The sequence below is a fragment of the Rhodococcus sp. NPDC056516 genome, from assembly GCF_042794655.1.
Classification (GTDB): Bacteria; Actinomycetota; Actinomycetes; order Mycobacteriales; family Mycobacteriaceae; genus Rhodococcus_F.
Window position 1 is genome coordinate 153,340 of the sequence record NZ_JBHTTG010000009.1, and the last position, 13,133, is coordinate 166,472.

A 13,133-nucleotide genomic window follows, 5' to 3' on the forward strand; every position below is an offset into this window, starting at 1 on the left:
TCACGGCCTCAGATACACATCGTTGAGCGTGACCGTCCGCAGGTTCCGGCTTCGGATGATGTCCACCAGTTGCGGATACACGTGGGTCACGGGCAGATAGTTGAGGTGTCCGATCACTATGGCCCCCGGGTTGAAGTACTGGTTCGCCATTTGGAGGATGTACTCCTCGGTAATCAGCGAAGAATCCGACAACGATCCGTACCAGAGGGTCGGCACGGTGTATCCGACGCTCGCGGCCACGGAATCGACTGTTGCGTTGTGCCTTCCGTACGGCGGCCGAAAGTACGGCGCGGCGTCCACACCGTAGGTGTTGCGCAGGAACGTGCTGTTCTTCGTCAGCTCGTCGGCGATCTGCTGCTTCGACACGGACGTCAGGTCCGGGTGCGAGTAGGTGTGATTGCCGAGCTGAATTTGCCCGCTCTCGACCAGCGGCTTGAGAAGTCCAGCGTTTTCGGTCCACGAGTTGTATTGCCCGTTGACGAAGTACGTCAAACGGATGCCGGTGTCTTTAGCGAACTGTGTGTAGAGGCGGACGACTTCGGAGCTGGCCCCGTCGTCAACCGTCAGAGAAAGCAGATCACCGCCACCGGGTAGTGCAGTCAACGATCCGCCGGCAGGCAGCGCCACCCGGGCAGACGGCGGTGGAGGCGGTAACAACGCGGGCGGGAGATCCGCGCCAGGCACGGGATCCGCTGGTTCGTCGGCTGCGGCGATAGCCGTGCCGACCGAACGTGACGAACAAGCGGTTCCCATGGTCACCGCGGCGGTTCCGGTCAAAGTTGCTGCTGCGAGGGCACTGAGGAAGCGTCGGCGGTCCACAGGGCGGAGCTTAGAGCAGATTCGCCTAATTCGGACTTCATTCTCAGCGTTCTTTCAGCGAATGACCAGCCGTGTCCGGTATCGACAGGTTCTACTCAGGAACGGTGGATAGCGTGTCGGCCGTGGAACCGCGATCCCGACACTCGGCAACCAGGCACAGGCGTAGGCGTCCACCGCAGCGGTCGACGCTCTCGGTGGGGCGCAAGCTGGCGGCGGCGTCCTTGTCGACGACGATTCTGGTCGGCGTCGGAATCGGGTGGTACGTGCAGTCGGATCTGACGTCGGGGCTGTATCGATCGGACGCGCTCTCCGCTCTCGGTGACGACGCCGGCAGTTCACCAGGCGGGGATACCAACATCTTGTTGATCGGGCTCGACAGTCGCAAAGCGATGGACGGCAGCGACCTGCCGGCAGAGTTCGTCACCGACAAGCTGCATGCGGGGGACAGTGATGTGGGTGGATACAACACGAACACGCTTATCCTGCTCCATGTTCCGGGCGACGGCGGCAAGGCCAGTGCGGTGGCGATCCCACGCGACGATTACGTCGCGGTACCCGGCTACGGAATGGCCAAGATCAAGGAAGCCTACGGAATGGCGAAGGCTGATGCTGACGCCAAACTTGTAGCAGACGGTGTGACGGATCCTGCTGCACGAGAACAACAAGCACGCGAAGTCGGAAGACGGTCGACGCTGACAACCGTGCAGAATCTGCTCAAGGTTCCGATCGATCACTTTGCCGAAGTGAACCTGATGGGCTTCTACGACGTCGTCTCGGCCATCGGCCCCGTTCAGGTGTGTCTCAACAATCCGGTGCAGGACGACTTCTCGGGTGCCAACTTCCCCGCGGGGGTCCAGACTCTCGATGCGTCACAGGCACTTTCGTTTGTCCGTCAACGCCACGGTCTGGACAACGGGGACTTGGATCGCACGCACCGGCAGCAGGCATTCATCAGTGCGGTGATCGCCAACCTGAAGGGCTCAGGAGTCATCGGCAACATTCCGAAGATGACGGCACTGGCCGACGTGGTTAAGAAGGACGTGGTGATCGATTCTGCCATGGATCCCGTCCGATTCGCTTCTCAGGCAAGCGCTCTCGCGGGTGGCAACATCGATTTCTACACCCTGCCCATCGAGGGATACGAGACCGTAGATGGTCAGGACGTCAACACTGTCGATCCGGCACGTCTGCGTAGTGAAGTGTCGAGGATCTTCGCGGGAGGTGACTCGGCATCTGCACCTGCGATGGACACCGCGATCTCGACCGGGAACGAAGTTGTGGACATCCGCAACGGAACCGCGACGGACGGGTTGGGCGCCGCGTTGGCGTCGGCGATGAAAGCGTCGGGCGTCGAAGTCGGGGAGGTGAGCACCGCAACTCCGACGGCAAAGTCGGTGGTCAGCTATGGGGTCGGCGCCAAAGCCGTCGCAGAGGCGCTGGCCGAGCAGTTGGGTGTGGTCGCGGTGTCGAACGAGCAGGCAGCGGCCGAATCAGTGTCTGTACTGATCGGTGAGGACAATGCGCAGACCGCGTTCTCGGCCGCTCCGGTGCAACCCGGTCCGTCGGTATCGGCCGGCACCGTTCCCGATGCGGGAGCGCAGGGATCACCCATCCGAACCGACGCGAATGGCGGTATCCCCTGTGTGGACTAACTCTCAGGTAATTCGTACGAAACTCACGCTGACTTCTTTGCCGAGCGGGTCTACATTGGAGAAGTCGAACTCAGTCGGGTACTTCACCTTTGGGGTACCTGACTGAGATTGCGTAGTTGAAAGGATCACCGATATGGCTACAACAGCAGCGGTACAGAATCCGACACGCTCACGCGCCAGGACCATGTCCTTGTCCGAGTACGTGACCGAGCATCCCGCGCAGCGCGTTTTCCCGCCGACCAGTGAGCGGGCGGCCAGGATGGCGATGCTGATCATGTTCGCTCTGATGGCCGTCACCCTCGTCGTACTGGTACTCGACGAGGCAGGGGTCTTCGGCTGAGCCCGAGCTTTAGTTACTCTTGAGTAATGACTGAACAGAAGAGCTGGAATGCGTTCACCGTCGAGCGCGAAGACCACATCGCCCAGGTGACGCTGATCGGGCCGAGCAAGGGCAACGCGATGGGTCCGGATTTCTGGAGTGAACTCCCCGAAATCTTCGCCGACCTGGACGCCGACCCCGAGGTGCGTGCGATCGTCATCGCCGGTTCCGGCAAGCACTTCTCGTTCGGACTGGACTTGCCGGCGATGAGCGGTGAATTCGGTGCCGTCCTTGCGGACAAGGCTCAGGCAGGCCCGCGCACCAAGTTCCACGACATGATCAAGCGCATGCAGTCGGGCATCAATGCCGTCGCAGACTGCCGCAAGCCCGTCGTCGCAGCTGTGCAGGGCTGGTGCATCGGAGGCGGCGTCGACCTCATCACCGCGGCCGACATCCGGTACGCGAGCGCCGACGCCAAGTTCAGCATCCGCGAGGTCAAGGTCGCGATCGTCGCAGACATGGGCAGCCTCGCGCGACTGCCCGCGATCATCGGTGACGGACACCTGCGTGAATTGGCTCTGACCGGCAAGGACATCGACGCAGCGCGCGCCGAGAAGATCGGTCTCGTCAACGACGTTTTCGAAGATGCCGACGCGGTACTGGCCGCGGCGCGCGCGACCGCCAAGGAGATTGCGCTCAATCCGCCGCTCGTCGTCCACGGGATCAAGGACGTGCTCGATCACACCCGCAGTGCGAGCGTGAACGACAGCCTTCGCTACGTCGCAGCCTGGAACGCGGCGTTCCTGCCTTCGCAGGATCTGACCGAGGCCATCACCGCCGTCTTCCAGAAGCGCCCGCCGGTCTTCCAGGGTGAGTAGAAACTGCAAGGGTGAGTAGAAACTGCAAGGGTGAGTAGAAACTGCAAGGGTGAGTAGAAACTGCAAGGGTGAGTAGAAACTGCAAGGTGAGTAGGAACTGCAAGGGCGAGTAAAAACAGCACAAAAATCCCCGCGCATCTTCCGATGTGCGGGGATTTTCGTAAGGCCTGAGAACTTAAAGCTCAGTGCCCGCCGTCGGCGGCGAGACGCTTGATCGAAGCCTCGATCTCGGCCTCTGCCTCGGCGCGGCCGACCCAGTTTGCAGCCTCGACGTGCTTGTTCGGCTCCAAGTCCTTGTAGTGGACGAAGAAGTGCTTGATCGCGTCGAGCTCGAACTGCGAGATGTCACCCAGATCCTGGATGTGATCCCAGCGGGGGTCACCGGCCGGAACGCAGAGGACCTTGTCGTCTCCGCCGGCCTCGTCGACCATCTTGAACATCGCGACTGCGCGAGCCTCGACGACGACGCCGGGGAAGACCGACTCAGGGAGCAGGACCATGGCGTCGAGCGGATCGCCGTCCTCACCCAGGGTGTTTTCGATGAAGCCGTAGTCGGCCGGGTAGCCGAAAGCTGTGTAGAGGTAGCGATCGAGTTTGACGCGACCGGTTACGTGGTCGACCTCGTACTTGTTGCGCTGACCCTTGGGGATCTCGATGGTGACGTCGAACTCCACGCCGATTCCTCGCTGTCGTGTCGGTAATGATTCGTCGGAAGGATATCGGGTCAAGGATAAGGTTGCCTGACCACCCAGTAGGCAGAGCACAGACGGAGGGGCGTTGGCGGGCCAAGGAAAGAAGAAGATCGGCTCGTTGGAAGAGAGTCGACGGCGTAACTTCCGCATCCTTCTGGCGGTCGGTGCAGTGGTTGTACTGGCCGTCGCCGGAGTTGTCGTCGTGAAACTCGGTACGTCGAACGACACTGCCGGCAGTGCGACCGTGACTACGTCGCCGCAGCCTGCACTCGTGACACCGTCACCTCAGGTAGTGCCCGTCCCGACGGACGCACCGATTCCGAGTGCGTCGGGAATTGCCGCGGCGATCGGCCCGGCTGTGGCCAACCCGGATCTGGGGAAGTTCACCGGAGTTGTCGCTGATGCGATCACCGGAAACATTCTGTGGAGCGCAGACCCGTCGACGCCCATGACGCCTGCGTCCACGACGAAGGTGCTCACCGCATCGGCGGCACTGCTGAAGTTGCCGCTCGACCACCGGCTGTCCACGACGGTGGTGCCCGGAGCGAGCCCCGGCCAGGTCGTTCTGGTCGGCGGCGGTGACCCGACTCTGACCGCGACGCCGAAGGGGGAGAGCGGGTACTACGCCAACGCCGCCCACATCGCGGATCTCGTCGACCAGATCAAGGCTGCCGGTACGCCGGTGACCAGCGTCGTGGTGGACTCGAGCTTGTTCAAGGGTGACAACATGGCCACCGGCTGGTTTCCCGCGGACATCGCGGCGGGCTACATCACGCCGATCGAATCGGTGATGATCGAAGGCGGTCGGTACGACGGCACTCAAGACGAGTCACCGCGCTCGGAAACTCCTGCATTGGACGCGGGCAAGGTTCTCGCTCAGGCGCTCGGTGTCGATCCCGCCAACGTGAGTCTCGGCGCGGCGCCTGCCGGTGCCAAGCCGATCGCGACCGTGCAGTCGGCACCGCTGAGCGACCGGTTGCTGCAGATGATGGAACATTCCGACAACGTGCTCGCCGAGACCATCGGGCGTGAGGTTGCGATCGCCTCCGGAATCGAAGCGTCGTTCACCGGAGCAGTCGACGCGACCGGCAAGACCCTGCAGGCCGCCGGGTTCGACTACACCGGAGTTTCGCTGCACGATTCCAGCGGGTTGTCCGTCGACGATCTCATTCCCGCTCAGGTACTCGATCGCGTCATGACCGCTGCGGCCGGTGACGGTGATCCGAAACTGCGTCCCCTGCTGGACTACCTTCCGGTGGCCGGCGGAACAGGAAGTTTGTCCGACCGCTACGCGTCCGGAAACCGAACCGGTGCGGGTTGGGTACGGGCCAAGACGGGAACTCTCTCGACGGCCAGTGCGTTGTCAGGGTTCGTGGTCGATCAGAACGGGCGAGTGCTCACCTTCGCACTGATGTCCAATGACCGGCCGCCAGAAGTGAGCCGTCCTGCCCTGGACGCGATTGCCGGAGCATTGAGGAATTGCGGGTGCCAATAGTGGCCGAAAAGACTCCACAAGATGATGAAGCCTCGGCTCCGCTCGGTGGTGCCGTCGACTGGAGTCTGGCCGCCAAAGCCGGGATAAAGCTGGCGCGCGGTGGCCCGGCGATGTCTCGCTACACGGCCGAGACTGCGACGGCGGAACTCGCCGAAGCGTCCAAGCGCGCAGAACTGCCGGTTCGTGAAGTGACCGGTTTGGCCGACGGTCTACCGGTCCCAGCCGCTGACGTGTTGGACCGGGCTGGATGGATCACGGCAGCCTCGCGGTCGATGGCGCATCTCACCGGCGCCGACCCCGACGGCAGTGGCAATCTCATTGTCGGAAAGCCGGCGGGCCTGCAGGCCGGCGCAATGCTGGCGTACCTGTCTTCGGCGATCCTCGGCCAGTACGACCCGTTCACCGGTGAACACGGCACGCTGCTTCTGGTCACACCGAACATCGTCTCCGTCGAACGGTCCCTTCGGCTGAACCCGAGCGACTTCCGGTTGTGGGTCTGCCTGCACGAGGTCACGCACCGGGTCCAGTTCTCGTCCTCGCCCTGGCTCGCGGATTACATGAAGGAATCCGTCGAAACGCTCGGTGCGACGGTGGACGAGTCGATGACCGACGTTGTCGGTCGCCTTGCTGCAGAGCTGCGCTCGCGGAAGGAACCCGACTCCAGTGACGGCGCGACGGCGGGCGGCATCATCGGCCTGCTGCGCGCCTCGCAGGCAGAACCCCAGCGTGACGCGCTGGATCGGATGCTCGTACTCGGCACCCTCCTCGAAGGGCATGCAGACCACGTGATGGACGCCGTCGGTCCCGCTGTGGTGCCGTCGGTGTCAACTATCCGCGCGGCCTTCGACAAGCGTCGGCAGCGCAAGTCCAACCCCGTGCAGCGGATCATCAAGATGCTGCTCGGCATGGACGCCAAGATGGCGCAGTACGTACGTGGCAAGGCCTTCGTCGACGCGGTGGTTCTCACGGTCGGCATGGAGCAGTTCAACACTATCTGGACCGGGCCGGAAACCCTGCCGTTGCTCGACGAGATCGACAACCCCGACGCGTGGGTGAAGCGCGTTCTCGGCTAGATGCTGCTGCCCGAGACGCCTGCCCTACTGGCGCTGCGACAGGCCGTGCGGGCCTGGACAGTCGCATTCGAGCCACGACGCCGGGTGATCGTCGCCCTGTCCGGGGGAGCCGATTCGCTGGCGCTCACCGCAGCAGCCGTGGCGGAAACCGAATCGGTCGACGCATTGATCGTGGACCATCGCCTGCAAGACGGTTCCGATGCCGTCGCACGCTCGGCCGCCGACCAGGCGCTGGCGCTGGGTTGCCGGACCGCGACGGTGCTGACCGTCGACGTAGCCGAAGGTGGGAGTCTCGAGGCCGCTGCGCGTGAGGCTCGGTACAACGCCCTGCACGGCGCCAGAACTGACCTCCCGGTTCTGCTTGGACACACGCTCGACGATCAGGCGGAGACCGTGCTTCTCGGACTCTCCCGCGGGTCCGGTGGGCGATCGATTCAAGGTATGGCGGCATTCGACGCTCCCTGGGGGCGGCCGCTACTCGGCATCCGTCGATCGGTGACCGGGGCGGCTTGCGTCGACCTGGGAATCACGCCGTGGGAGGACCCGCACAACAACAATCCCGAGTTCACTCGCGTGCGTCTGCGGCACGAGGCGTTGCCGCTGCTCGAAGAAATTCTCGGCGGGGGAGTTCCCGAAGCGTTGGCCCGAACCGCGACGCAGTTGCGTGAGGACGGCGAGGCGCTCGACGAGTACGCCGAGGCCCTACTCCTACGGGTTGTCGTCGACGGGGAAGTGGAAGTGGACACACTTGCCGAAGCGCCCACCGCAATCCGTCGACGCGCTCTGCGCGCCTGGCTGCTGCAGGGCGGCGCAAAAGCATTGACGGACAAACAGTTACGCGCAGTCGACGCCCTGGTGACCGACTGGCGGGGGCAAGGCGGCGTCGCGATCGGCGGCGGAACACCGGAGGCGAGGTTGGTGGCGGCCCGGCGACGTGGCAGGCTGATCCTCGGATTCGAAGACCGACGAAGGGTTTGACGCGTGTACGAGGGCGACATCGCATCGGTACTGATCTCCGAAGAACAGATCCGTGCACGAACGGCGGAACTGGCTGAGGAAATCGCCAAGCGTTACCCGGCAGGCGCCCCCGAAGGGGATCTCCTGCTGATCGGCGTCCTCAAGGGAGCGGTCTTCTTCATGACCGACTTCGCCCGCGCCCTGCCGATCCCGTCGCAGATGGAATTCATGGCCGTCAGCTCCTACGGATCCTCGACCTCGTCTTCGGGCGTCGTCCGCATCCTCAAGGACCTCGACAAGGACATCGCCGGTCGCCACGTGCTGATCGTCGAAGACATCATCGACTCCGGTCTCACGCTGTCGTGGTTGATGCGCAACCTCAAGACGCGTAACCCCGCTTCGCTCGAGGTCGTCACCCTGCTCCGCAAGCCTGACGCGGTCAAGATCGACGTCGACGTCCGCGACGTGGGCTTCGACATCCCCAACGAGTTCGTCGTCGGTTACGGCCTCGACTACGCCGAGCGGTACCGCGATCTGCCGTACATCGGCACCCTGGACCCCGAGGTCTACGGCGGCTGAGCCTGCTCGTCGGTTAACACTCTCCACACTTCAGCCTCTCTGCATCAATCCTCCGAACGGACGACAGACAGGTCTGTGAGGCCTCGCTAGATTCACGGAATGCGCTATCGACGGCCTATTCGGTGACTCTTCCGCCACCGCCTCCTCCACCGCCGCTGCCGCCCGAGGGCGAGCAGCAGTACTGGAATGCGCAACCGCAAGGCGTTCTGTACCAACCGCCGACCACCAACGGTTTCGCAATTGCAGCCCTGGTTGGGGCGCTCGTACTGGCGCCGGTCGGAATCGTGCTCGGCCACATTTCGCTGGCGCAGATCAAGCGAACCGGTGAGCAGGGGCGAGGACTCGCAATCGCCGGTCTGGTGATCGGCTACATCTTCACCGCACTTCTGGTGTTGTCGATCGTGTGGATGTTTCTCATTGCCAACGCCTTCACCCGTGCGTTCGACGACTACGACAGCGCGTCTTCTCTCTACTACACATCTGAAACGTCGAGTACGACGTATTCGACCTATTCGACCACCACATCCAGGACGGTAGCGCCGACGTACAGCGGAAGCGACACGGCGACGGTCATCGCAAATGCCTCGGTAGGCGACTGCATCGTCCGAAGGCTCGGAGCGGACAAGGGCGACGGGACAAGCGAGACGTATGTCAGTCCGGTCTCGTGCAGCTCGAGCAGCGCCACTCACCGAGTAGTCAGCCGCGGCACGTCCACGTCTGCGTGCGCCGCCGATTGGGTTCGTAAAGAGAGTCCGGTCGTAGTGCTTTGCCTGGCGGACGAATGATCGACAGAGGAAGTCACGGCCGATGACGTTGCCGCCCGCGCCCCCGCCCCCGCCACCCCCGCCACCGCCAATGCAGGCTCCGGCTACCGGACATCCGCCGGCCGCTCGCTCTCGTGGCCGGGGATGGATTGTTGCCGTTACGGCTCTTACCGCCGTCGCGGCCCTCGCCGCGGGCACCGTCACCGTTGCCACGATTCTCCGGTCGGGAGACTCCGACGGACCGGTGGCAGGCCAACTGGTCAACACCTACCCCACTCGGCCGACGCCAGGATGGTCGTTGGACGTTGACGAAGTTCTGCCGGGCGGAAGATTTCTGTGGCCTGATTCGCTCGGTGCGAGCTATGGAACGGCAAGATTCATCGAGTTGGGACAGACTCTGATCACAACGGTCGGACCACAACAGGGTCAGCAATCCCAACTCGTTGCTGTCGACGCCGAAAGCGGATCCATTCGATGGCAAACGCCGGTCGCCGGCACGGTGTCGTGTGCGACCGCCGCGATCGATGCAGCCCTACCTTGTGTCGTCAGGAATCCTGGTGGAACAGCGCGAGTCGTTTCCTTCTCGCTCGACACGGGGACGATTCGTTCGAGTGTCGACACAGATACAGCCACCCTGGTCGAGGTTTCCGACGGGGCACTCTTCACCGTGGGCGGCAACCAGTCCGGGCAAGTTATTTCGCGCGGAACCCCCACCGACCTCGACGCGGCGTGGACAACGACAACTCCACAGGAAACCGACTGCGTCGGATCCGGCGATTCGCATTCGTTCGAGATCGTGGACGGCATCGTCTACTACTCGAGCATCGGATCGACGGCGCTCAGCGCGGTCGACGGCGCGCTGCTTTCGAATCCGAATCTCGGTGGCTACGAGGCGCTTCCAGGTCAGGGCTTCGCCGGCGTCCTCTGCGCGACGCCATTTCCGTCGGACGGATACTCCAGCATCGTGTCCGACCGTGACGGGACCGAGAGATTTCGAGTTGGCGAAGACAGACCGGCATCGCCGTGGCTTGTCTCGGCATCGAACTCTCGTCCGTACATCGGTTCGCATGGCGCGTACAACATCAGTGACGGCACCGAGTTGTGGTCGGTCACCGGCGGTGATCGCTTCTCGTTACACAGAATCGTCGGCGACATCGTGCTGGGCAACGACTCGGACACACTTTCCGCCTACCGAATCGACACCGGGGAGCAGTTGTGGTCGACCAAGATCGGTGACTACTTCTCTTTCTCGGTCTCGGACGGTGAGCGAATTCTCGTCCATCCCAACGACGGCAGGGTTCTTGCCGTCGAACTCGACGACGGCTCCATCAGTTGGTCACTCGATTCCCACACCAACCACTGGTCGTGGTCGAAGGCCCACGACGGACTCGCCTCGATCTCCAATGACGAATTCGTCTACTACCCACCGACCGGCGGACCGTCGGGAGCGCCAGGCAAACTGCCCGCTGTCCCTGAAGCAGACGGAGGCGACGAGTACGTCACGAAATGCGGACGGACACCGACCCTGACGCCGGTTGAATACCGCACGCAGGCAGAGGGTCTCGTCGTTCGAATGGAAATGAAAGCATCATGTCCCGGCGGAGACATCGTCTCCACCGACGCGCTTCGTGTGTCGATCACCGACACCGGCCAGAGCGTTGCGTCGGCGGTGTTCGACTTCTCCGAAGCACCGATCTATCTTCCCCGAACCGATGGGACGAACACGACGAACTCGATCCAACGCGAGTTCCTGTACGACCTCGGTAGCTTCTGGAGGCTGCCGAACACTCTCGGTGAGTCTTCGAGTCTGACCAATTCGAGAGCGTCAGGTGCTCAACTCGTCGAGTGTGAGGACGAAGGGACGAGTGATACCAACCTGACATCCGGGCCGGCATCGCGAAGTGACACCAATACACCGATTCGGCCCACGCGTAGTGCACAGCCGACCACGGGCGACGTCGAATCCGCGAGTCTCGACGCCCTCCGGGCCCAGACCGACGCCGATCGTCCGTTTGTCACCGGTGACCTCGCGAACAGGTGGGTGGCCCAGATCTCCTCCAAGCGGGTCGGACTCGATGCAGCGGATATCAATGGCGCTCAGGTGCATTGGACTGCTGCCCAGATCCTGCGACAGCATCTCGAACTTCGTCTCATGTATCCGGAGGTACGTCTGCTCTGGAGTGACGAATGGCGGACCTTCGATCTCCGTGGTTGGTGGATCACCGTCGCAGGCTTGACGTTTGCCGATGCGGATGCGGCCAACGGGTGGTGCGATTCGAAGCGGATCGCCAACGATCAATGCTTCGCCAAGATAGTCAGTAACGATCGTGATTCGTCGGGAACCACCAAATATCGGCGATAGTGCCTGACCCGTTCGGCGCACTTCCCACATCTGAGGAGCTTGGCGAATGACCGAAGACAACTCGCGTCAACCCGGTGAACCATCGATAAACAGTTTGCCCCAGTCACACGGCATGTATCCACCGCCCCAGAGCTATTCACCGACCCGATCTGCGTTCGAGGATATTCGGATCGGTGACTACACCCGCGACGGGACAGCCGCGGCACTGCTCTTCGTGTCGCTCTTCTTACCGTGGAGTGCGACCGTCGGAATAGCCCGCGTCGGTTCGAGTGCTCTTGTGGTGCTTCTGGTTCTGCCGACACTGCTGTCGCTGGCGTCGCTGTCACTACCGTACGTGGCGCGACTCGGAATGCTCGGGCCGAATTGGAATGTCGGGCAGATACGAGTGTTACGTCTGGCGTCCAACGGACCCCTCATTGCCACTGTCGTGGGCCTTGTCGCCTACGACGTCATTCGTGGAATGTTCCGATTCAGTGAGAGTTCGAGTATCTTCACCGGCAACGGGGTCGGCGCCGGAGCGTGGTTCGGGCTTGCCGGCGCCCTGCTCGCCGCTCAACCGCGAGCAGCAGAAATTCGCATCGACCCTCGAACCGCGCCGCGATGGTTGGCGTTGGTGAAGCCGCTTGTGTTTGTGGCTTGGGGGTCGTCAGTGGCCTCGGCGCTACTCGCGCTGATCTACATCCTGGTCTCCGCCAGTCGCTACCGATATTACGACGGGCCGCAGACTTTCGAGAGCCTGATCGTTCTCTTCGTGTCGTCGGCCGTTCCGATCGTCGTGGTGGGTGTTGCGGCAGTCGGTCTCGCCAGACGGTTTGCGTCCTGGCGCCTCACCATCGCCGCGCTCGGCATCGCTCTCCTCGCAGCCGGATTACTCCACTCGATCAGTGAGGGCACAAGTGTCGAGCTGTTCCACACGGTCACGGCTAGTCCGTACTACGGCATCACGTTCTTGATTGCCGCAGCCGCAATTACATTCATTCCATTCGGTGTTGCGTCCGTCGGCGACGGGACGCACCCCGGATACGTCTGGCTCGCAGCGGCACGAAACGGCATGCTGTTGATCGCGGTGTGGAGCTTCGGTGTTGGATTCTCTCAGATCGCAATGGCAGCAACACAATTTGGCATCGTGCCGTGGGGAGATGCGTTAGTGCTCGCTGTTCTCGCGATACTCGTCGGGATTCTTGCCGTCGTCGGAGTCAGAGCGCTGTCGCTCCGCTATTCTTCGTCTGATCCTCGCCCGTCGCGCGAGGTTGTTCTCGGAGTCTGTGTCGCGCTGCTCGTTCTGATGATTGCTCGTCTAGTTGTACAGTCGACCATGTACGGCGAAATATATTACAGTGCATGGATATTCGATCTTGCTCTGGCGGTGCTGGTGGTTCTGCTTGCTCTCGCTCTCACAGTCTCACCGGCTGTTCGGAATCTGTATGCGGGGGTGCAACTGTTCGCGTCGGCCACCACGGTTACCGCTGCGGTACCGAGTCTTGGACAGCCCGTTCAGCCTTCGAGGCGTGCTCTCGAGGCTGGAGATCCGCGGACTCCGGCG

12 protein-coding genes are annotated in these 13,133 nt (G+C 62.6%); 10 read left to right on the plus strand and 2 right to left on the minus strand.

Going from position 1 to position 13,133, the window contains the following annotated elements:
* On the minus strand, positions 1-819 hold the full coding sequence (locus ACFQ6Y_RS26165; protein WP_378638988.1) for a polysaccharide deacetylase family protein: 819 nt from the start codon (positions 817-819) through the stop codon (positions 1-3).
* A 122-nt stretch (positions 820-941) separates the two neighbouring features.
* Here ACFQ6Y_RS26165 and ACFQ6Y_RS26170 point away from each other — a divergent pair, with 122 nt between their 5' ends.
* From ACFQ6Y_RS26170 to ACFQ6Y_RS26180, 3 genes are all read left to right on the plus strand, one after another.
* Positions 942-2,471 (plus strand): LCP family protein, encoded by a 1,530-nt coding sequence (locus ACFQ6Y_RS26170; RefSeq protein ID WP_378638991.1) that lies wholly within the window; start codon positions 942-944, stop codon positions 2,469-2,471.
* Between the two features lie 133 nt (positions 2,472-2,604).
* Positions 2,605-2,811 (plus strand): hypothetical protein, encoded by a 207-nt coding sequence (locus tag ACFQ6Y_RS26175; protein WP_378638994.1) that lies wholly within the window; start codon positions 2,605-2,607, stop codon positions 2,809-2,811.
* A gap of 26 nt (positions 2,812-2,837) precedes the next feature.
* Positions 2,838-3,668 (plus strand): crotonase/enoyl-CoA hydratase family protein, encoded by an 831-nt coding sequence (locus ACFQ6Y_RS26180; RefSeq protein ID WP_378638997.1) that lies wholly within the window; start codon positions 2,838-2,840, stop codon positions 3,666-3,668.
* 182 nt (positions 3,669-3,850) lie between these two features.
* Here the strand turns inward: ACFQ6Y_RS26180 and ACFQ6Y_RS26185 are convergent, their stop codons facing one another.
* Positions 3,851-4,342: an inorganic diphosphatase gene (locus ACFQ6Y_RS26185; RefSeq protein WP_378546204.1), complete on the minus strand. Its 492-nt coding sequence runs from the start codon at positions 4,340-4,342 to the stop codon at positions 3,851-3,853.
* A gap of 103 nt (positions 4,343-4,445) precedes the next feature.
* Here ACFQ6Y_RS26185 and dacB point away from each other — a divergent pair, with 103 nt between their 5' ends.
* From dacB to ACFQ6Y_RS26220, 7 genes are all read left to right on the plus strand, one after another.
* Positions 4,446-5,855 (plus strand): D-alanyl-D-alanine carboxypeptidase/D-alanyl-D-alanine-endopeptidase, encoded by a 1,410-nt coding sequence (dacB, locus tag ACFQ6Y_RS26190; protein WP_378639000.1) that lies wholly within the window; start codon positions 4,446-4,448, stop codon positions 5,853-5,855.
* Complete coding sequence (locus ACFQ6Y_RS26195) at positions 5,855-6,928, plus strand: zinc-dependent metalloprotease (RefSeq protein ID WP_378639565.1); 1,074 nt, start codon at positions 5,855-5,857, stop codon at positions 6,926-6,928. Before dacB ends, ACFQ6Y_RS26195 begins: the two co-directional genes overlap by 1 nt.
* Positions 6,929-7,906, plus strand: a complete 978-nt coding sequence (gene tilS, locus ACFQ6Y_RS26200; protein WP_378639004.1) for a tRNA lysidine(34) synthetase TilS — start codon at positions 6,929-6,931, stop codon at positions 7,904-7,906.
* Positions 7,907-7,909: 3 nt separating this feature from the next.
* A complete protein-coding gene (gene hpt / locus ACFQ6Y_RS26205) occupies positions 7,910-8,464 on the plus strand; it encodes a hypoxanthine phosphoribosyltransferase (RefSeq protein ID WP_019746778.1) in 555 nt (184 codons plus the stop codon).
* Between the two features lie 122 nt (positions 8,465-8,586).
* Positions 8,587-9,249, plus strand: a complete 663-nt coding sequence (locus ACFQ6Y_RS26210; protein WP_378639007.1) for a DUF4190 domain-containing protein — start codon at positions 8,587-8,589, stop codon at positions 9,247-9,249.
* 22 nt (positions 9,250-9,271) lie between these two features.
* Positions 9,272-11,590, plus strand: coding sequence for a PQQ-binding-like beta-propeller repeat protein (locus ACFQ6Y_RS26215; RefSeq protein WP_378639010.1), 2,319 nt, complete (start codon positions 9,272-9,274; stop codon positions 11,588-11,590).
* Positions 11,591-11,636: 46 nt separating this feature from the next.
* Positions 11,637-13,133 (plus strand): hypothetical protein (locus ACFQ6Y_RS26220; RefSeq protein WP_378639014.1); only part of this gene is annotated, 1,497 nt, incomplete at its 3' end.